Here is a 19,690-nt window from a genome sequence, read left to right as displayed (position 1 = left end):
CCGTCACTTCTGGAGAGAGATATGTTTGATTTACTCCTGCGCCGGGCGCGTCTGGTGGACGATACGGTAACGGATATTGCCCTCAGCGACGGGAAAATCGCCGCACTTGGCGAAATTAGCGGCCCGGCGGTGAAAAGCGTCGATCTGGCGGGCAAACACTATGTCAGCGCTGGCTGGATCGACTCCCATGTCCACTGCTACCCCAACTCGCCAATTTACTATGACCAACCGGACAGCGTCGGGATTGAAACCGGCGTCACCACGGTTATCGATGCTGGCAGCACCGGCGCGGATGATATTGATGACTTCTACGCCATCACCCGCCAGGCCACGACCGACGTTTACGCCCTGCTCAATATTTCCCGCGTCGGGCTGATTGCGCAGAACGAGCTTGCGAACCTCGACAATATTGACGCCCGTGCCGTGCGCGACGCCGTGCAGCGCCACCCCGATTTTGTTGTTGGCCTGAAGGCACGCATGAGCAGCAGCGTGGTTGGCGACAACGGCATCACGCCGCTGGAACGCGCGAAGGCGATGCAGCAGGAGAATGGCGATCTGCCGCTGATGGTGCATATCGGCAATAACCCGCCAAACCTCGATGAGATTGCCGACCTGCTGAGCGCCGGGGACATCATCACCCACTGCTATAACGGCAAGCCGAACCGCATTCTGACGCCGGGCGGCGAACTGCGCGCTGCGGTGACCCGCGCCATCACGCGTGGCGTGCGCCTTGATGTCGGCCACGGCAGCGCCAGCTTCAGCTTTGCGGTGGCGAAGCAGGCCATCGGCCTCGGTATTTTGCCGCACACCATCAGTTCCGATATCTACTGCCGCAACCGCATCGATGGCCCGGTGCGATCGCTGGCGAACGTGATGTCCAAGTTTCTCGCCATCGGCCTCTCGCTGCCGCAGGTGATCGCCTGCGTGACGGAACACGCCGCCGACGGCCTGCGCCTGGCGAAAAAGGGGCGGCTGGCGGTTGGCTTTGATGCCGATCTGACGATTTTCGATCTTCGCCGCCAGCCGGTGCTGTTTACCGATGCAGAGAACAGCGCCTTGCAGGCTGACCAGTTACTTACGCCGCTGGCCGCCATTCGCGCGGGCCGGGGCTATCTGACCGAACAAGGGAGGGCAGAGCATGTCTTCGATTTATGAGAAGTACCAGTTAAAACAGGTGATTAACGCCTCCGGGCGCATGACGGCGCTCGGCGTTTCGACCCCGCGCCCGGAAGTGGTGGAGGCGGCGTTGCAGGGCATGAACCACTACTTTGAAATGAAAGACCTGGTGAATAAAACCGGCGACTACATCGCGAAGCTGCTGGATGTGGAAGGCGCAACCGTCGTCTCCTGCGCCTCGGCCGGGCTGGCGCAAGCCGTTGCCGCCGTGCTGGTGAAAGAGAGCGACTGGCTGCTGGAGAACCTGCACAGCACAAAGATCGAAAACAGTGAGATTGTTTTGCCGCGCGGGCACAACGTCAACTACGGTGCGCCGGTCGGCACGATGGTGGCGCTTGGCGGCGGCAAAGTGGTTGAAGCCGGTTACGCCAACGAATGCTCCGCCGATCAGCTGGCGGCGGCGATCTCCCCGCGCACTGCGGCGATCCTCTTTATTAAGTCCCACCACTGCGTGCAGAAGAGCATGCTCAGCGTCGAGCAGGCCGCCGTTGTAGCGCGTAAACATAACCTGCCGCTGATTGTCGATGCCGCCGCCGAAGAGGATCTGCAGTGCTACTACCGCGCCGGGGCCGATCTGGTGATCTACAGCGGCGCGAAAGCGATTGAAGGGCCAACCAGTGGGCTGGTGATTGGTAAAACGCAGTATGTCGAGTGGGTGAAACGCCAGACGGCGGGCATTGGCCGCGCAATGAAGGTGGGCAAAGAGGGCATTCTTGGCCTCACCTGCGCCATCGAGCACTACCTCAGCGCGAAAAAGGAGAGCGGGGCGGAGATGGTCGCCAAAATGACGCCCTTTATTGAACAGCTCAATAGCCTTAATGGCGTCAGCGCCCGCGTGGTGTGGGACAGCGCCGGGCGCGACATCGCCCGCAGTGAAATCAAATTTGACGAAGCCGTCACAGGCATCGCCACCGGAGAACTGGTTGAGGCTCTCAAGCAGGGGGAGTACGCCATCTATTTTCGCGGCTACAAAGCCAATGAAGGGATTATCGAAGCCGATGTGCGCAGCGTCAGCGCCGAGCAACTGACCATCATCGCGCAACGCATCGCCGAGGAACTGAATAAGGAGCCACGCCCATGAAACTGACCCCCAACTTTTACCACGACCGCGTATGTCTGAACGTGCTGGCAGGCAGCATCGATAACGCCAGCGCCATCTATGAGGCGGCGGAAGGGCATGTGCTGGTTGGCGTGCTGTCAAAAAACTACCCGGATATCGACTCGGCGGTGGCCGAGATGCGCCAGTATGCGCTGAGGATCGATAACGCGCTCTCCGTCGGCCTTGGTGCTGGCGATCCGAACCAGTCGGCGATGGTCAGCGCCATCTCCCGCGAAGTGCAGCCGCAGCATGTGAACCAGGTCTTTACCGGCGTAGGCACCAGCCGCGCGCTGCTTGGGCAGAACGAGACGGTAGTTAATGGTCTGGTGTCACCCACCGGCACGCCGGGGCAGGTAAAAATTTCCACCGGGCCGCTCAGCAGCCAGGCCGCCGACGCGATTGTGCCGGTGGAAACGGCGATTGCCCTGCTGAAAGATATGGGCGGTAGCTCAATCAAATATTTCCCGATGGGCGGGTTGCAATGCCGCGAGGAGTACAAAGCCGTTGCCGAAGCCTGCGCGCGGCACGACTTCTGGCTGGAGCCGACCGGCGGCATCGATCTGGAGAATTTCAGCGAGATCGTCGAAATAGCGCTGGCGGCGGGCGTCAGCAAAATCATTCCGCACATTTATAGTTCAATTATTGATAAGGTGAGTGGCGAGACCCGCCCGGCGGATGTCCGCCAGCTGCTTATGATGACTAAAGCGCTGGTGTAAGGCCTGTCGCCGGCGTTATCCGGCCTGATTATCTGGATATATATCAGCAATCTCCGGCACTTTTAACCATGAGGTAACGACGTGCGATTTCCGAACCAACGTTTAGCGCAACTCTTCAGCCTGCTGCAAAACGAGACGCTGCCGCAGGATGAGCTGGCGCAGCGGCTGTCGGTCTCCACGCGTACCGTCCGCGCTGATATCACTGCGCTCAATGCGTTGCTGGAGAACCACGGCGCGCAGTTTATTTTGAGCCGCGGTAGCGGTTACCAGCTGAAGGTGCTCGATGCCGCGCTTTATCACGCGCTGCAAGCCACCCGCCCGCGCGCGCTGCGCATTCCACGCAGCGGGCCGGAGCGGGTCCACTATCTGGTGGTGCGCTTTCTCACCTCGGCCTTTTCGCTCAAGCTTGAGGATCTGGCTGACGAGTGGTTTGTCAGCCGCGCCACGCTGCAAAACGATATGACCGAGGTGCGTGAGTGGTTCGCCCGCTACCGCCTGACGCTGGAGACCCGCCCGCGCCACGGCATGAAGCTCTTCGGCAGCGAGATGGCGCTGCGCGCCTGCCTTACCGACCTGCTGTGGGAACTGGCGCAGCACAATGCCCATAACCCGCTGATTACCGAAGATGCCCTTAATGCGGGCGTGCCGGAGGCACTGGCGCCGTTTCTGCACGACTGCTTTAGCCGCTACCATATTCGCCTCACCGATGAGGGCGATCGCTTTATCCAGCTCTACTGCGCCGTCGCCGTGCGGCGCATCAGCGAGGGGTTTCCGCTCTCGGAGTTCACCGCCGACGATGGCGATGAGCAGGTGCATCACGCCGCACGGGATATTGCCAGTGCGTTGCAGCAGCTGGCGGGCAAACCGTTGGCGGAGGCGGAGGAGCACTGGCTGCGGGTGCATATCGCCGCCCGGCGGGTGCAGGATCCGGCACCCAGCGCCATCAGCGCCGATGATGACGAAACGCTGGTGAACTACATCCTTGGCTATATCAACACCCACTATAACTACAACCTGCAGGGCGATGCGCAGCTGCATGCCGACCTGCTGACCCATATCAAAACCATGATCACCCGCGTGCGCTACCAGATTATGATCCCTAACCCCTTGCTGGATAACATAAAACAGCACTACCCGATGGCGTGGGATATGACGCTGGCGGCAGTGTCGAGCTGGGGGAAATATACGCCTTATACCATCAGCGAAAATGAGATCGGTTTTCTGGTGCTGCATATCGGCGTCGGGCTGGAGCGGCACTACAACGTTGGCTACCAGCGCCAGCCGCGCGTGCTGCTGGTGTGCGATGCCGGGAATGCGATGGTGCGGATGATTGAAGCGGTGCTGGCACGCAAATATCCGCAAATCGTCATTACCCGCACCGTGACGCTGCGCGACTACGAGCAGTGCGACACGCTGGCGGAAGATTTTGTTATCTCTACCGCGCGCATCAGCGAAAAAGATAAACCGGTGGTGACCATCGCGCCGTTCCCCAGCGACTACCAGCTGGAGCAGATTGGCAAACTGGTGCTGGTGGACCGCACCCGCCCGTGGATGCTGAAGAAGTATTTCGACGCCGCCCACTTTCGCATTATCGATGAAGCGATGGATCAGCAAACCCTGTTCCGCACCCTCTGCGGCGAACTACAGCAGGAGGGCTTTGTCGATGGCGAGTTCCTCGATTCGGTGGTGGAGCGCGAAGCGATTGTCAGCACAATGCTCGGGGAAGGCATCGCGCTGCCGCACGCCCTTGGCCTGCTGGCGAAGAAAACCGTGGTTTACACCGTGCTGGCCCCGCAGGGCATCGCCTGGGGCGATGAGACGGCGCACGTTATCTTTTTACTGGCGATCAGCAAAAGCGAGTATGAAGAGGCGATGGCGATCTACGATATCTTCGTCACCTTCCTGCGCGAACGCGCCACCGCCAGGCTCTGCGCCTGCGCCGATTTTGACACCTTTCAACGCGTGGCGATGGCCTGCGTCAGCCGGTTTTGAGAGCGGTTATCCAAAAACAGATGTAATGCCAATGTAATGCTATATTGCATTACACACTCCCACCTGCCCGGAGGCATAATGGCAACGCTCAATGTTCGACTGGATGACAAGCTCAAAGAGGAGGCCTGGAAAGTGCTGGAGAAACTCGACATTACGCCCACCGAAGCGGTGCGCCTGCTGTTTCAATACGTTGCCGAGAATGGCCGCATGCCGGTTAAAACCGTAACGGTGAGTGAAGATGAAGCGGCACTGCTGAAGGTGGTCAGAGAGCGCCTGGCGAACCCGCAAAAAGGGATCAAGGTCAGGCTGGATGATCTATGAACTGGTGTTTGATCCGCGCGCGTTGAAAGAGTGGAAAAAACTGGGCGTGACGGTTCAGGCGCAGTTTAAAAAGAAGCTCGCAGAAGTGCTGGTTCAACCGAGAGTAGAAAAAGCCCGGCTGCATGGCTTGCCGGATTGCTACAAGATAAAGCTTCGTGCCTCGGGCTATCGGTTGATTTACCAGGTCAGAGACAACGTGGTGACGGTGTTTGTCGTGGCGATCGGTAAGCGTGAAAAAGAGGCGGCTTACCACAGCGCTAATCACCGCCTGTAACCCCATCACCGCAAATGGTGCACTACCTGATTGCTGCTGCCGCGCCAGATCAGCATCGGGTCTTTCAGATCCTGCATAAACTTGCCGTCGATCAGCACATTGATCAGATCCACAACCTCCTGCTGCGCGGCGTTCAGCTCATCGATTTTATACCCGGTCCACACCCAGATATCTTTGCCGGGGCACTCGGCGCGGATGCGTTTTACCAGCTTCAAAATATCGGGCACGTTTTGCGGATGCAGCGGATCGCCGCCGGAAAGCGAGATCCCCTGGCGCTTAATGCGCGTGTCGTTGAGATCGGCGATGATCCGATCCTCCATCTCCAGCGTAAACGGCAGGCCGGAGTTCAGCCGCCAGGTGCTTTTGTTGTAGCAGCCCGGGCACTCATGCACGCAGCCGGAGACAAACAGGGTGCAGCGGGTGCCGGGGCCATTCACAATGTCGACGGCATAGTATTGATGATATTTCATTTTCGCTTCCCACTTGACGCCATAACTGTGTTGGCTGCGCTCACTCACCCGGGTCACTTACTTATGTAAGCTGCCGGGATTCCTTCGTTTGCCGCCTTGTTATGACGCCAATTGCTTTGCGAAATCGCTTCCTGCTTGCCGCCATAACTGTTTAGCGAAATCGATTCAGAGTCGTTTTGCCAAACAACCGTAGGCCCGATAAGCGTAGCGCCATCGGGCACATCGCCGGGCTTAACCCATCTGCCCATTGCCAAGGTGTTTCACGCGGCGTTTTACCTCTTCCTGCTTGCCGGCGTTGAACGGTCGCGCGTCCGGGCTGCCGAGATAACCGCACACGCGGCGGGTGACGGACACACGGGAGGCGTCATGATTGCCGCATTTCGGGCAGGTAAAGCCTTTACTGGTGCAGGCAAACTCGCCGGTAAAACCGCACTCATAACACTCATCAATCGGCGTATTGGTGCCGTAATAGGGCACATGCTGATAGCTGTAATCCCACACATCCTCCAGCGCGCGCAGGTTGTGCTGAATGTTCGGGTACTCGCCGTAACAGATAAACCCGCCGCTGGCTAACGGCGGATAGGGCGCTTCAAAATCGATTTTGTCGTATGGGTTCACCTTCTTCTCCACGTCGAGATGGAAGCTGTTGGTGTAATACCCTTTATCGGTTACGCCATCGACCACGCCAAAATCGGCGGTATCGATACGGCAGAAGCGGTCGCAGAGGTTTTCGCTCGGCGTGCTGTAGAGGCTGAAACCGTAGCCGGTCTCCTCTTTCCACTGATCCACCGCCTGGCGCAGGTGCTCAACAATCGCCACGCCTTTCGCACGCAGGGTTTCGCTGTCGTAGATATGTTTATTGCCGGAAAGGGCATTGATGGTCTCATGAATGCCGATATAGCCCAGCGAGATCGACGCGCGGCCATTTTTGAAAATCGGCGCAATATCGTCATCCGCTTGCAGACGCACGCCGCACGCCCCCTCCATATAGAGGATCGGTGCCACGCGCGCTTTCACCCCTTCAAGGCGGGCGATACGGGTCATCAGCGCTTTGCGCGCCAGCGCTAAGCGGCTATCCAGCAGCGTCCAGAAAGCGGCTTCATCCCCTTTCGCCTCCAGCGCGATGCGCGGCAGGTTAAGGCTGATAACGCCAAGGTTGTTACGCCCGTCGTGGATCTGCTCACCGTTCTCTTCATACACGCCGAGGAAGCTGCGGCAGCCCATCGGGGTTTTAAACGAGCCGGTCACTTTCACAACCTGGTCATAGTTGAGAATGTCCGGGTACATGCGCTTGCTCGCGCACTCCAGCGCCAGCTGTTTGATGTCGTAATTTGGATCGCTGAACTTGTGGTTCAGCCCGTCGCGAATGGCAAACACCAGTTTCGGGAACACCGCGGTTTTGCGGTTTTTACCCAAGCCTGCGATGCGGTTGCGCAGAATCGATTGCTGGATCAGGCGCGATTCCCAACTGGTGCCGAGGCCAAAGCCGAAGGTGACAAACGGCGTCTGACCGTTGGCGGTATGCAGCGTGTTGACCTCATACTCCAGCGACTGAAACGCGTCGTAGCACTCCTTCTCGGTGCGCGAGCGGGCGTAGCCATCGGCGTCTGTGATCTGCCACTCGTTTGCCACTTTGCGATGCTTTTCAAAACTCTCAGTAACAAACGGTGCCAGCACTTCATCAATGCGGTTGATGGTGGTGCCGCCATAAATATGGCTGGCGACCTGGGCGATAATCTGCGCGGTCACCGCCGTGGCGGTGGAGATCGATTTCGGCGGCTCAATCTCCGCATTGCCCATCTTAAAGCCGTGGGTCAGCATCCCCTTCAGGTCGATCAACATGCAGTTGAACATCGGGAAGAAGGGGGAGTAGTCGAGATCGTGGTAGTGAATCTCGCCGCGCTCATGAGCCTGCACCACGTCGCGCGGCAGCAAGTGCTGACGGGCGTAGTGTTTAGCGACAATCCCCGCCAGCAGGTCGCGCTGGGTCGGGATCACTTTACTGTCTTTGTTGGCATTCTCGTTGAGCAGCGCCGAGTTGGTCTGCTCCACCAGGCCGCGGATCTCCTGATTCAGGCGACCACGCTTTTCGCGGGCGATATCGCGGTCGTGACGGTACTCAATATAGGCGCGCGCCAGCTGCTTGTAAGGGCCGGACATCAGCTGATTTTCAACGGCGGTCTGAATTTCGCTGATATCGACCTGCGCGCGATCCTGCATCTGGCTACTGATAACTGCTGCGACGGTGGCGCAATAGTCTGCGTCATCGACTCCCGCTGCGGTTGCGGCGCGCCAGATTGCCTCCTGGATTCGCGCTGAGTTGAAAGGCACTTTACAGCCATCTCGTTTCATCACATGCGGTGTCATGATCACTCCCTTCTGCAAAACAGGTTATCCACACGATAAAGACGCCCCATCGGTTGGTTATTCATTATTAAAACCAATAAGTTCGTCCCGTTCTGGCCCCGATTATCCACAGAATGACGTGCATTCCGGGCGGTAGGTTTGTTCGTATAATAGTCAAGAACTACAACATGTAGGGCCGGGTGGCATTCTAATTTCTATATATAGTGATTTGCATCAAAGATGTTTACGTCTTTTTTGACTCAGGACAAAGTAAAAATCTGACGCTACAGCGGGCGGGGCATTCAGGGGAGATATAAAATTTCACGCTTTTATGATGATTAAAAATGCATCAAAAAAGCGTGCAAAAGTTAAACCAGACGGGCAGGAATGACGTGCTGACGTGGGGCATCAACGTCGGTTACCTGGGCGATCAGCTGCGCCGCCGCCTGACGACCGGCTTCGGCGTAGCCCGGATCAACGGTAAGGATCTCCGGGTGGAGAAAATTGATAAGGGACGTGTTGCCGACGCTGGCAAGCTGAAGCGCGATGCGCCGCTCCTGCAAATATTTGCTGGCACCCATGGCCAGGCTGTCGCTGGCGCAGAGCAGCGCCGTGGTCTCGGGTGTCAGCACCTGAGCCACATGATCGTAACCCGGCTGCATACCCAGGCCGGGCAGCACCGCGCGCGGCGTCAGATTGTGCTGGCGGCAAAACGTCTCATACGCCTGGTGGCGACGCTTACCGGTGGTGATATCGCTGTGCGGGACGCCAATAAAAGCGATCTGCCGGTGCCCCTCTGCGTAGAGCTTCGCCATCAGCAGTTCTATGGCGCCCTCATCGTCATAGCTGACGGAGGAAAAGCCGCTGACGTCGCGCGCCATCACCACCAGCGAGTCGCGCCAGGCGGCAAGCAGGCAGGGCGTGATGCCGGTAAAACCGAACAGCACCACGCCGTCGATATTACGCTGGCTCAGCATCTGCAAATGCTCCGCCACCAGCTCCGGCTGAAAGCGGCTCTCCATCATGATCGGGTCGTAGCCCTGCTCATAAAAGGCCGGCAGCATGGTTTGTACCGCCAGGTTTTCGGCGCGGGAGTCGAGCCGCGTCACGATAATCGCCACCACTTTGTCACTCTGCCCGCGCATGGCGCGTGCGGAGCGGGAAGGGGAGAAGCCGTGCTGATTGACCACCGCCGCCACCCGTTCGCGCGTCTGCTGGCTGACGCCATTTTCATTGTTCAGCACGCGCGAGACGGTCGATTTTCCCACGCCGCTTAAACGCGCGATGTCATTAATGGTCAGGCGGTTTGGCATGCAGCACTCCTGATACTGGGCAGAGTCAGAAAGTGTTGCACTTCAGAGCAAATAACAACAATGAGTAAAGTCTGGTTTATCCCCGGGCGCCGCGAGTGGCGGTCGTATACGTTCGGTTTACATTTCGGGGTATATGATACCGCTGCGTAATCATCCCCTTTTAACCCTTACCGGAGGCGCTATGGATCCCGATCCCACCCCTCATCCCCGATGGAGAAGACCCTTCCGGTAAGCCCGCATTTGCTGCCTTACCGGATGCGTAAGGCAGCGACGTCATCTCGTCCCTGCCCGAGTTATTAACACCTGCTGGTGCGGCATCGTCGCGCCCGTAGTTAACGCACCCGCGTGAGGCGGGGGCAAGGACATCGCTATGCTGAAAACATTTACCCGGCAGCTTTTCGCTCGCCTGAACCGCCACTTACCGCGCCGCCTGGTGGCGCGCGATCCGCTTCCCGGCGTGCGTAGCGCCACCCAGGGCGAGATCCCGCCCTCAATGAGTGAACGCTGCCTGCAAACGGCGCTGATGGAGCAGCAGCAGCTGTGGGAAACCTTTAACAGCCACCCGGAGGGGTTAAACGCGCAGGAGGTGCGTCTGGCGCGGGAGATCCACGGCGAGAATCTGATCCCGGCGCAGAAACCGTCGCCGTGGTGGGTGCATCTCTGGCTCTGCTACCGTAACCCGTTCAACCTGCTGCTCACCGTGCTCGGCATCATCTCCTATGCCTCGGAAGATCTCTTTGGCGCAGGGGTGATCGCGCTGATGGTGGCGATCTCCACCTTGCTGAACTGGTTGCAGGAAGCGCGCTCGACCAAAGCGGCGGATGCGTTAAAAGCGATGGTCACCAATACCGCGACGGTGCGGCGCGTGGTGAGTGATACCGGCGAGAGCGACTGGTGCGAGCTGCCGATCGATCAACTGGTGCCGGGCGATATCGTCAAGCTCTCCGCCGGGGATATGATCCCGGCGGATCTGCGCATCGTGCAGGCGCGGGATCTCTTTGTCGCCCAGGCGTCGCTGACCGGCGAATCACTGCCGGTTGAGAAGAGCGCCATCACCCGTCAGGTAGCGCAGAGCAACCCGCTGGAGTGCGATACCCTCTGCTTTATGGGCACTAACGTGGTGAGCGGCACCGCGCAGGCGCTGGTGATTGCTACCGGCGGCCAGACCTGGTTTGGGCAACTCGCCAGCCGGGTCGGCGAGCAGGAGAGCGAACCGAACGCCTTCCAGAAGGGGATCGGTCGCGTCAGCCTGCTGCTGATCCGCTTTATGCTGGTGATGACGCCCATCGTGCTGCTGATCAACGGTTTCACCAAAGGGGACTGGTGGGAAGCGGCGCTGTTTGCTCTCTCCGTCGCCGTTGGGCTGACGCCGGAGATGCTGCCGATGATTGTCACCTCGACGCTGGCGCGCGGCGCGGTGAAATTGTCAAAACAGAAAGTGATTGTGAAACACCTCGACGCCATTCAGAACTTTGGCGCGATGGATATTCTCTGCACCGATAAAACCGGCACGCTGACGCAGGACAAAATCGTGCTGGAGAACCACACCGACATCAGCGGGAGAGTGAGCGAGCGGGTGCTGCACTGCGCGTGGCTCAACAGCCACTACCAGACCGGGCTGAAAAACCTGCTCGATACCGCGGTGCTGGAGAGCGTCGAGGCGGAGATGGTGCAAACGCTCGCCACACAGTGGCGCAAAGTGGATGAGATCCCCTTTGATTTCGAGCGCCGCCGCATGTCGGTGGTGGTGGCGCAGGAGGCGGACGCCCATCAGCTGATTTGCAAAGGCGCGCTCAGCGAGATGCTCAGCGTCTGCGGCCATGTGCGCTACAACGGTGAGATTGTGCCGCTGGATCACAGCATGCTGCGGCGCATTGAGCGCGTCACCAGCACCCTTAACCGCCAGGGGCTGCGCGTCGTGGCGGTGGCGACCAAGTATCTGCCTGCGCGCAGCGGTGACTATCAGCGGATTGATGAGTCGGATCTGATCCTCGAAGGCTATATCGCGTTTCTCGATCCGCCGAAAGAGAGCACCGCCCCGGCGTTAAAGGCGCTGAAAGCCAGCGGCATCACCGTCAAAATCCTCACCGGCGACAGCGAGCTGGTTGCCGGCAAAGTGTGTCACGAAGTGGGCTTAGCGGTGGGCGATGTGCTGATTGGCAGCGAAATCGAACGCATGAGCGACAACGAGTTGGCGCACGTGGCGCAGCATGTGACGCTGTTTGCCCGCCTGACGCCGATGCACAAAGAGCGCATTGTGCGCCTGCTGAAACGCGAAGGGCACGTGGTGGGCTTTATGGGCGACGGCATTAACGATGCGCCAGCCCTGCGGGCGGCGGATATTGGTATCTCGGTGGATGGCGCGGTCGATATCGCCCGTGAAGCGGCGGATATCATCCTGCTGGAGAAGAGCCTGATGGTGCTGGAGCAGGGGGTAATCGAAGGGCGTCGCACCTTTGCCAATATGCTCAAGTACATCAAAATTACCGCCAGCTCGAACTTCGGGAATGTCTTTAGCGTACTGGTGGCCAGTGCGTTTCTGCCCTTCTTGCCGATGCTGCCGCTGCACTTGCTGATTCAGAACCTGATTTACGATGTGTCGCAGGTGGCGATCCCATTCGATAACGTCGACGAGGAGCAGATTGCGAAGCCGCAGCGCTGGAACCCGGCGGATCTGGGGCGTTTTATGGTCTTTTTCGGGCCGATCAGCTCCATCTTCGACATTATTACTTTTGCCGTGATGTGGTGGGTGTTTAAGGCCAATACGGTGGAGGCGCAAACCCTGTTCCAGTCCGGCTGGTTTGTGGTGGGCGTGCTGTCGCAAACCCTGATTGTGCATATGATCCGCACCCGCCGCGTGCCGTTTATTCAGAGCCGCCCCGCCTGGCCGCTGGTGGCGATGACGCTAATGGGCATCTGCGTTGGCATTGCGCTGCCCTTCTCACCGCTGGCGGGTTACCTGCAATTACAGGCGTTGCCGCTCGGCTATTTCCCGTGGCTGGTGGCGATCCTGGCGGGGTATATGATTTTGACCCAGTGCGTGAAGGGGATCTTTTACCGCCGCTATGGCTGGCAGTAACGCGGATAAGTGCCGGATGGCGCTGCGCTTATCCGGCCTACGCCGTTTCAGCAACATGGTCTTCCCATGCCTGATAAGGCGCAGTTTCGTAGGCCTGATAAGGCGAAGCCGCCATCAGGCATTGCGCCGGAGGGCGATGTGCGGGCTGTTTGCCGGATGGCGCTTCGCTTATCCGGCCTACGGGAATGCGGTTTGTGGTCTGGTTTTGTAGGCCTGATAAGGCGAAGCCGCCATCAGGCATTGCGCCAGAGGGCGATGTGCGGATTATTTGCCGGATGGCGCTTTGCTTATCCGGCCTACGCCGTTTCAGTTACATGGGTTTTGTAGGCCTGATAAGGCGAAGCCGCCATCAGGCAAGGGCGCTGATGGCGGCTGAAGGCATTAACGACGAACGGCGATGGCTTCGATTTCGATTTTCACATCTTTCGGCAGACGGGCCACTTCGACACAGGAGCGCGCCGGGAAGGAGGCGTTATGCTCGGTGAAAAAGGCTTCGTAGGTGGCGTTAACGGTGGCGAAATCGTTGAGATCTTTGACGAAAACGGTGGTTTTCACAATGTCGCCCACGGTCAAACCTGCCGCTTCAACGATCGCTTTCACGTTCTCCAGCGACTGACGCGCCTGGGCATCGATCGCATCCGGCACGCTGCCGGTTTTCGGATCGACCGGGATCTGACCGGAAGTCAGGATCATATTGCCAAGATCGACGGCCTGCACATAAGGACCAATCGCGGCTGGCGCGTTTTCCGTGGCGATAACTTTAGTCATAAATCACTCCTGTAATCTGCGGTAAAAGGGATGCCGATCCATTATAGGGAGGGCACCCGGCTTTACCAGCCGCAATTAGTTAGCCAGCACCACGTGGTGCGAGAACTCTTTTTCACAATATTTGCACTTCAGCGCGATGTCGTTTTCGCGCTTTTTCACCGCAAAACTCGACGACACCGGCTCGGCGTGGCTGATGCAGTTGCTGTTCGGGCAGGTCAGCACGCCGCTGATGCGCTCCGGCAGGCTTGGGCGCGATTTGCCCACCACTTCATACTCATCAATGCGGTTCACCGTCGCCTGCGGCGCATAGAGCGCCAGCTGGTTCACCTGCTCGTCGGTCAGAAAGGTATTCTCGATTTTAATCAGATCTTTACGGCCCATTTCACCGGAAGGCAGGTTTAGGCCGATGGTGATGCGCTGATCCGTTTCCGTCAGCTTGAACAGCGTCAGCAGCTTAAAGCCGATACGCGCCGGAATATGGTCAATCACGGTGCCACGTTTGATGGCTTCGACCTGAAGTTTGTTGTCATGCGTCATTGTCGTTTCCCTCTTACAGAGCCAAATCGCGATTCAGAACCAGCGCCAGCAGCGCCTGGCGGGCGTAAATACCGTTCCCGGCCTGCTGGAAGTACCAGGCGTGCGGGGTTTTATCGACATCGGTGGTGATCTCATCGACGCGCGGCAGCGGGTGCAGCACTTTCATATTGCTGCGTGCGCCCTCAAGATCCGCGGCGCGCAGCACAAACTGCGCTTTGACATTGGCATACTCCGACGGATCGAGGCGCTCTTTCTGTACGCGCGTCATATAGAGAATATCGACCTCGGCCATCACCTCGTCGATGCTGGCGTGCAGGCTCCAGGCGATCCCTTTTTCATCCAGCATATCGAGGATGTACTGCGGCATTGCCAGCGCGTCCGGGGCGATAAAGTAGAAGCGGTTGCCGTTAAATTTCGCCAGCGCCTGCGCCAGCGAGTGCACGGTACGGCCATATTTCAGGTCGCCCACCATCGCGATATTAAGGTTCTCCAGACGACCCTGGGTCTCCTGAATGGTAAAGAGATCCAGCAGCGTCTGCGTCGGATGCTGATTCGCACCATCGCCCGCGTTGAGGATCGGAATGCCGCCGGAGAACTCCGTCGCCAGGCGCGCCGCGCCCTCCTGCGGATGGCGCATCACAATCGCATCGACATAGGTGCTAATCACCGAAATAGTGTCCGCCAGCGTTTCGCCCTTCTTGCCGAGCGAGGTGTTACTGCTGTCGGAGAAGCCGACCACGCTTGCGCCCAGGCGGTGCATCGCAGTTTCAAAAGATAGACGCGTGCGGGTGGAGGCTTCGAAGAAGCAGCTGGCGATCACTTTATGCTTCAGCAGCTCCGGCTGCGGGTTGGCTTTCAGGCTCGCCGCCGTGTGGAGTACCCGTTCAAGTTCTTCGCGGCTGAGATCGTTTATGGAAATGATATGTTTCTGATATAGCGGATTAGCCATGGTTATCTCCTGACGACGGCGCAAAAAAAAGCCCCTCAAAAGAGGGGCTGGATATGGGGTAAGCCACGGGAGCGAAAAACGGCAGGCCTGCGCCTTTGTTAAGACGCGGTAAGAGAGACTCTCGAACACACTGGACCATGCTTCCTCCCGGCAAATTGTCCCGGATTATACGCAGCTGTTTTCGCGGATCAAGCGTTTGATGCACACTTTACGCAGTGCAAACGGTCCTCTATGAATAGTAATGCGTTTTAACCGCCGCTTACGCGCCAGCGTTGAAACATGCGTTAACGCAAAACTCAGGCAGATAGGGGTAGCAGGGGCCGGGGAATCCTCGTATAAATGGTGGAAATGAAACGCTGTTTTAATTGAGGGTTTAGCAATGATCGTTGGCAATATTCACAACCTACAACCCTGGCTGCCGGAAGAGCTGCGCCAGGCGATTGAGCATATCAAGCAGCACGTGACCGCAGCGACGCCGGTTGGCAAACACGATATCGATGGCAATCGCCTCTTTTACCTCGTATCGGAAGATATGACGCAGCCCTTTGCCGAGCGCCGCGCCGAGTATCACGCGCGCTATCTGGATATCCAGATTGTTTTAAAAGGCGAAGAGGGGATGACCTTCAGCACGCAGCCTGCGGGCGCGCCGGATACCGACTGGCTGGCGGATAAAGATATCGCCTTTTTGCCGCAGGGCGAGCAGGAGAAAACCGTGGTGCTGAGCGCCGGGGATTTTGTCGTCTTCTATCCTGGCGAAGTGCATAAACCGCTCTGCGCGGTCAACGCGCCCGCGCAGGTGCGCAAAGCGGTGGTTAAGCTGCTGGTGGCCTGATTGCTCCCCCTCTCTGCGAGGAGAGGGGAAACGCCTTACTCGCTGAGCGTGGCGACCATCACCGCTTTGATGGTGTGCATGCGGTTTTCCGCCTGATCAAACACCACGCTTGCCCGCGATTCAAACACTTCATCCGTCACTTCCATCCCGCCGTGCAGGCCGAACTCCTGCGCCATCTGCTTGCCAAGCGCGGTCTGATCGTCATGAAACGCCGGCAGACAGTGGAGAAACTTCACCTGCGGGTTGCCGGTCAGCGACAGCATTTTGCTGTTGACCTGGTAAGGACGCAGTAGGGCGATGCGCTCTGCCCACTTCTCTTTCGCTTCGCCCATCGACACCCAGACATCGGTGTAGATAAAGTCCGCATCTTTCACGCCGACGGCGACATCTTCGGTCAGCAGGATATTGCCGCCGTTTTTCACCGCCTGCGCCTGGCACTCCGCCACCAGGCTCGACTCCGGCCAGCAGGCTTTCGGTGCTACAAGGCGTAGATCGAGGCCCACCAGCGCGGCGGCTTCCAGCATCGAGTTGCCCATGTTGTTACGCGCATCGCCTGCATAAACCAGCGTCATCTGGTTAAAGGCTTTGCCCGGCAGGTGCTCGCGCATGGTGAGCAGATCCGCCAGCAGCTGCGTGGGGTGAAACTCATCGGTTAAGCCGTTCCACACCGGCACGCCCGCGAAGCGCGCCAGGGTTTCAACAATCTCCTGGCCATAGCCGCGATACTGAATGCCGTCATACATCCGGCCCAGTACGCGCGCGGTATCTTTAATTGACTCTTTATGCCCGATTTGACTACCGCTTGGGCCGAGGTAGGTGACGCGAGCGCCCTGATCGTAAGCGGCAACTTCGAAAGAGCATCGTGTGCGGGTAGAGTCTTTTTCGAAGATGAGCGCGATGTTTTTGCCGGTAAGTTTCTGGACTTCCTGGCCTTTTTTCTTATCTGATTTGAGTTGCGCGGCAAGTTGCAGCAGAGCGTCGATTTCAGCAGGGGTAAAATCGAGCAGTTTCAGAAAATGTTTCTGGTAAAAAGGTGACATTTTTTCCTCGCATGGCGAACGCCACTTATTGAATTAAAATTCAATCTATATGGATGAATATTCATTTGCAACCCTGATGGATAAATCTTTTCGGCGAAGAGTGGAGGCAACGGCGGTGGTGTGTGACAATAAGAGTATCTGCCACTTTGATGAGGAACGACCCATGGCAAACCCGGAACACCTGGAAGAGCAGCGCGAAGAGACGCGTTTGATTATTGAAGAGTTGCTGGAAGATGGCAGCGATCCTGATGCGCTCTACACCATTGAGCATCACCTGTCGGCAGATGATTTCGAAACGCTGGAAAAAGCGGCTGTTGAAGCCTTCAAACTCGGCTACGAAGTGACCGAGCCGGAAGAGCTGGAGCTGGAAGAGGGCGAAGTGGTGATCTGCTGCGACGTGCTGAGCGAAAGCGCGCTGAATGCCGATCTGATCGATGCGCAGGTTGAGCAGCTGATCAACCTGGCAGAGAAATTCGACGTTGAGTACGACGGTTGGGGCACCTACTACGAAGACCCGAACGGCGAAGAGGGCGACGACGAAGACGACGAAGATTACGTTGACGAAGAAGATGACGGTGTCCGTCACTAAGTGAACGTTGCGGCAGCGCCCCGCTGCCGCAAAGCAAGGAAATGCCATGGATTACCCGCAACTACTCGCCCCGGTTCGCGCTTTTCTGCACTGCCCAACCCCCACCGCCTGGATAGAGAAAGCCCGTCAGCCCGAGATGCTGCCGCTGCTGCTTACGGATCACCTGGTCTGCGAACTGAAGGCCGCACAAACCGCCATGCTGCTGGTGCGCCGCTATGTTGCCGATAAAACCGGCTCAGAAGCGCTGCTTGCCTGGCTGAAACCCTATGAAGAGTTTGCCTTCCGTGAAGGCCCGGAACCGGACTTTGTCGCCCTGCATAAGCAGATCGGCAAGAGCGTGATGCCGCAGACTGATGATGCCTGGGGCCAGGCGCTGATCGACAGCATGGTGCTGCTGATCAAAGAGGAGCTGCACCACTTCTGGCAGGTGCGCGAAGCGATGCTCGCCCGCAATATTCCCTATGTGAAAATTACCGCCAGCCGTTATGCCAAAGGGATGCTGAAAGAAGTTCGCACTCATGAACCGCTGACTCTGGTCGATAAATTAATTTGCGGTGCTTATATCGAAGCGCGATCCTGCGAACGCTTTGCCGCACTTGCGCCGTGTCTTGACGCGGATTTGCAAAAATTTTACCTGTCGCTCCTGCGTTCCGAAGCGCGCCACTACCAGGATTACCTCGCGCTGGCGCAGCAGATTTCGGCCACCGATATTGCGCCGCGCGTGCGCCATTTCGGCGAAGTGGAAGCGGCGCTGATTAGCTCACCGGATACGGAGTTCCGTTTTCACAGCGGCGTACCGGCCTGATTTGAGATCAAAGGAAAATAATGAACTGGACACATATCCTGATGGCGGGCTACGCCGGGATGGCGATCGCCGTGGTCGCCAGCCTGCTGCGTAAAAAAGGGTGGCTGAGCAAAGGAAGCGCGATCGTGCTGGTGGTGGTGTTTATCGCCCTGTGGAACGTGATCGACATTAAATATTTGCAGGGCGAAAAGTTAGCCCAGACCGCGGATGAGAAGTTTGACGCGACGGTGCAGCAGATCCCGGCGTGGAAGTTTATCGCCGAGCACGATCCCGCCCTGATGGCGAAACTGCGCGCCCAGGTGATGGTGATGATGAAAGAGGGGGCCAATGAGCAGAAGGTGATCGACGCCATTCAGCCGCAAATCCTCGCGGTGCAGATGCAGCGTTTGCAGTTTGCGCCGGACGATCTGGTGGTCGCCGAAATGCGCGTGATGATGGAGCAGGCCGCCGAAATTCAGGCGAAGAGCGATGATGCCTGTTTCCGCTTTCAATATCCGGCGGTAAAAGGGGGCATCAACCCGGTGCGCTTTATCTCCCCGGAGATGTTAAAACGCCGCCTGGATACTGAAGCCGCCATGCTCAACGCCTCTTACGGGCCCAATAAACACACGGTAACTGCCGAAGAGCGCGCCAATGCGCAGCGGGATGTGGCGACGGTGGTGCAGCCAATGGCGCAGAAGTATGGTCAGGATCTGCAACTGCTGGATGCGCCGCAAAATGCCATCGGCAAAGAGAAGCTGGTCTGCGATATGCTGCAACAGCTTTGGGGTGATGTGCTGGCGCTACCGCCGCAGAAAGCCGCCGCGATTGTGCGGCTGGTGCTGGCGTCGGAAGAGCAGTGATGGTGCGGGCCGATGCGCCCGCACTTGATTAGAGCGTTTTTAACATTCGCACTTCGCAATCGACGTGACCGGTGCAGCCCAGCGGGCCGTCGATATGCGCAAACCCGAGATGCTCATACAGACCGATAGCGTCGGTTAAAAAGGCGGTGGTCTCTAAATAGCAGCGCGTGAAGCCGCTTTTTTTCGCGTGATCGAGCGCCATCAGCGCCAGCTTTTTCGCCAGCCCCTGGCCGCGCGCGCAGGGCAGAAAATACATCTTTTGCAGTTCACAGATATCCGGCTCGCTGCACTTCAATGGCGCCACGCCGCCGCCGCCCACCACCTCGCCATTCAATTCAACGACCCAGTAAGCGCAGCCTTCGCGGTTATATAACTGATAAAGCTCGTCCAGTTCAGGATCGGCAACGGTGTAGCCTTTATCAGCCGTCAGGCCATATTCGGCTGACACCTGACGGATCACCGAGGCGATAGCCGCATTATCTGTCGCGGCAATGCGGCGCATTTTGACCTCTACCGGCGCGGTTACATTCATTTTCGCACTC

At 58.1% G+C, this 19,690-nt stretch carries 20 protein-coding genes; 11 read left to right on the top strand and 9 right to left on the bottom strand.

Annotated features, from left to right (window positions below):
- Window positions 1-21: 21 nt before the first annotated feature.
- The 6 genes from IAE48_RS09060 (at window position 22) to IAE48_RS09035 (ending at window position 5,578) form a co-directional block, all read left to right on the top strand.
- Window positions 22-1,155, top strand: a complete 1,134-nt coding sequence (locus IAE48_RS09060) for an amidohydrolase/deacetylase family metallohydrolase (protein WP_200134153.1) — start codon at window positions 22-24, stop codon at window positions 1,153-1,155.
- Window positions 1,139-2,257, top strand: coding sequence for a DgaE family pyridoxal phosphate-dependent ammonia lyase (locus IAE48_RS09055; protein WP_094419227.1), 1,119 nt, complete (start codon window positions 1,139-1,141; stop codon window positions 2,255-2,257). Before IAE48_RS09060 ends, IAE48_RS09055 begins: the two co-directional genes overlap by 17 nt.
- The gene (locus IAE48_RS09050) at window positions 2,254-2,991 is read left to right on the top strand and encodes a KDGP aldolase family protein (protein ID WP_200134152.1); all 738 of its coding nucleotides are present in this window, start codon (window positions 2,254-2,256) and stop codon (window positions 2,989-2,991) included. Before IAE48_RS09055 ends, IAE48_RS09050 begins: the two co-directional genes overlap by 4 nt.
- Before the next feature lie 81 nt (window positions 2,992-3,072).
- Window positions 3,073-4,983 (top strand): PRD domain-containing protein, encoded by a 1,911-nt coding sequence (locus IAE48_RS09045; RefSeq protein ID WP_200134151.1) that lies wholly within the window; start codon window positions 3,073-3,075, stop codon window positions 4,981-4,983.
- A gap of 78 nt (window positions 4,984-5,061) precedes the next feature.
- The gene (locus IAE48_RS09040) at window positions 5,062-5,304 is read left to right on the top strand and encodes a type II toxin-antitoxin system RelB/DinJ family antitoxin (RefSeq protein WP_200134150.1); all 243 of its coding nucleotides are present in this window, start codon (window positions 5,062-5,064) and stop codon (window positions 5,302-5,304) included.
- Entirely contained in the window at window positions 5,294-5,578 is a 285-nt protein-coding gene (locus tag IAE48_RS09035) for a type II toxin-antitoxin system RelE/ParE family toxin (RefSeq protein ID WP_128483767.1), read from the top strand. Before IAE48_RS09040 ends, IAE48_RS09035 begins: the two co-directional genes overlap by 11 nt.
- Before the next feature lie 5 nt (window positions 5,579-5,583).
- On the opposite strand, the gene nrdG is transcribed toward IAE48_RS09035, so the two are convergent.
- The 3 genes from nrdG to treR form a co-directional block, all read right to left on the bottom strand.
- Window positions 5,584-6,048: an anaerobic ribonucleoside-triphosphate reductase-activating protein gene (gene nrdG, locus IAE48_RS09030; protein ID WP_200134149.1), complete on the bottom strand. Its 465-nt coding sequence runs from the start codon at window positions 6,046-6,048 to the stop codon at window positions 5,584-5,586.
- 231 nt (window positions 6,049-6,279) lie between these two features.
- Complete coding sequence (gene nrdD / locus IAE48_RS09025; protein ID WP_200134148.1) at window positions 6,280-8,415, bottom strand: anaerobic ribonucleoside-triphosphate reductase; 2,136 nt, start codon at window positions 8,413-8,415, stop codon at window positions 6,280-6,282.
- A gap of 347 nt (window positions 8,416-8,762) precedes the next feature.
- Window positions 8,763-9,707 (bottom strand): trehalose operon repressor TreR, encoded by a 945-nt coding sequence (treR, locus tag IAE48_RS09020; RefSeq protein WP_200134147.1) that lies wholly within the window; start codon window positions 9,705-9,707, stop codon window positions 8,763-8,765.
- A gap of 370 nt (window positions 9,708-10,077) precedes the next feature.
- On the opposite strand from treR, the gene mgtA reads away from it, so the two are divergent.
- Window positions 10,078-12,786 carry a magnesium-translocating P-type ATPase gene (gene mgtA / locus IAE48_RS09015; RefSeq protein ID WP_200134146.1) on the top strand — a complete coding sequence of 903 codons (2,709 nt, stop codon included), beginning with the start codon at window positions 10,078-10,080 and terminating at the stop codon, window positions 12,784-12,786.
- A gap of 381 nt (window positions 12,787-13,167) precedes the next feature.
- On the opposite strand, the gene ridA is transcribed toward mgtA, so the two are convergent.
- The 4 genes from ridA to IAE48_RS08995 all read right to left on the bottom strand — a co-directional run bounded on the left by ridA (window position 13,168) and on the right by IAE48_RS08995 (window position 15,179).
- Window positions 13,168-13,554, bottom strand: a complete 387-nt coding sequence (gene ridA / locus IAE48_RS09010; RefSeq protein WP_023480382.1) for a 2-iminobutanoate/2-iminopropanoate deaminase — start codon at window positions 13,552-13,554, stop codon at window positions 13,168-13,170.
- Between the two features lie 75 nt (window positions 13,555-13,629).
- Complete coding sequence (pyrI, locus tag IAE48_RS09005; protein WP_023480436.1) at window positions 13,630-14,091, bottom strand: aspartate carbamoyltransferase regulatory subunit; 462 nt, start codon at window positions 14,089-14,091, stop codon at window positions 13,630-13,632.
- A 13-nt stretch (window positions 14,092-14,104) separates the two neighbouring features.
- Window positions 14,105-15,040 carry an aspartate carbamoyltransferase gene (gene pyrB, locus IAE48_RS09000; protein WP_042714036.1) on the bottom strand — a complete coding sequence of 312 codons (936 nt, stop codon included), beginning with the start codon at window positions 15,038-15,040 and terminating at the stop codon, window positions 14,105-14,107.
- A complete protein-coding gene (locus IAE48_RS08995; RefSeq protein ID WP_187291244.1) occupies window positions 15,033-15,179 on the bottom strand; it encodes a pyrBI operon leader peptide in 147 nt (48 codons plus the stop codon). The genes pyrB and IAE48_RS08995 overlap by 8 nt, the downstream gene beginning before the upstream one ends.
- Window positions 15,180-15,419: 240 nt before the next feature.
- Here IAE48_RS08995 and IAE48_RS08990 point away from each other — a divergent pair, with 240 nt between their 5' ends.
- Window positions 15,420-15,872: a YhcH/YjgK/YiaL family protein gene (locus tag IAE48_RS08990; protein WP_200134145.1), complete on the top strand. Its 453-nt coding sequence runs from the start codon at window positions 15,420-15,422 to the stop codon at window positions 15,870-15,872.
- 35 nt (window positions 15,873-15,907) lie between these two features.
- Here the strand turns inward: IAE48_RS08990 and argF are convergent, their stop codons facing one another.
- A complete protein-coding gene (gene argF / locus IAE48_RS08985; protein WP_200134144.1) occupies window positions 15,908-16,912 on the bottom strand; it encodes an ornithine carbamoyltransferase in 1,005 nt (334 codons plus the stop codon).
- A gap of 163 nt (window positions 16,913-17,075) precedes the next feature.
- On the opposite strand from argF, the gene rraB reads away from it, so the two are divergent.
- The 3 genes from rraB to IAE48_RS08970 are packed head-to-tail and all read left to right on the top strand — an operon-like array spanning window position 17,076 to window position 19,148.
- Window positions 17,076-17,501, top strand: a complete 426-nt coding sequence (gene rraB, locus IAE48_RS08980; protein ID WP_023480438.1) for a ribonuclease E inhibitor RraB — start codon at window positions 17,076-17,078, stop codon at window positions 17,499-17,501.
- A gap of 46 nt (window positions 17,502-17,547) precedes the next feature.
- A complete protein-coding gene (gene miaE / locus IAE48_RS08975; RefSeq protein ID WP_042714029.1) occupies window positions 17,548-18,306 on the top strand; it encodes a tRNA isopentenyl-2-thiomethyl-A-37 hydroxylase MiaE in 759 nt (252 codons plus the stop codon).
- Between the two features lie 20 nt (window positions 18,307-18,326).
- Entirely contained in the window at window positions 18,327-19,148 is an 822-nt protein-coding gene (locus tag IAE48_RS08970; protein ID WP_233631505.1) for a topoisomerase II, read from the top strand.
- A 28-nt stretch (window positions 19,149-19,176) separates the two neighbouring features.
- Here IAE48_RS08970 and IAE48_RS08965 read toward each other — a convergent pair whose 3' ends face one another.
- Window positions 19,177-19,680, bottom strand: a complete 504-nt coding sequence (locus IAE48_RS08965; protein WP_200134143.1) for a GNAT family N-acetyltransferase — start codon at window positions 19,678-19,680, stop codon at window positions 19,177-19,179.
- Between the last annotated feature and the right edge of the window lie 10 nt (window positions 19,681-19,690).

This window comes from Kosakonia sp. S57 (assembly GCF_016516575.1).
In the GTDB taxonomy this organism is placed as follows: Bacteria; Pseudomonadota; Gammaproteobacteria; order Enterobacterales; family Enterobacteriaceae; genus Kosakonia; species Kosakonia cowanii.
Note: the sequence above shows the minus strand (reverse complement) of the source record. Positions and strands in the feature narration are given on the sequence as shown.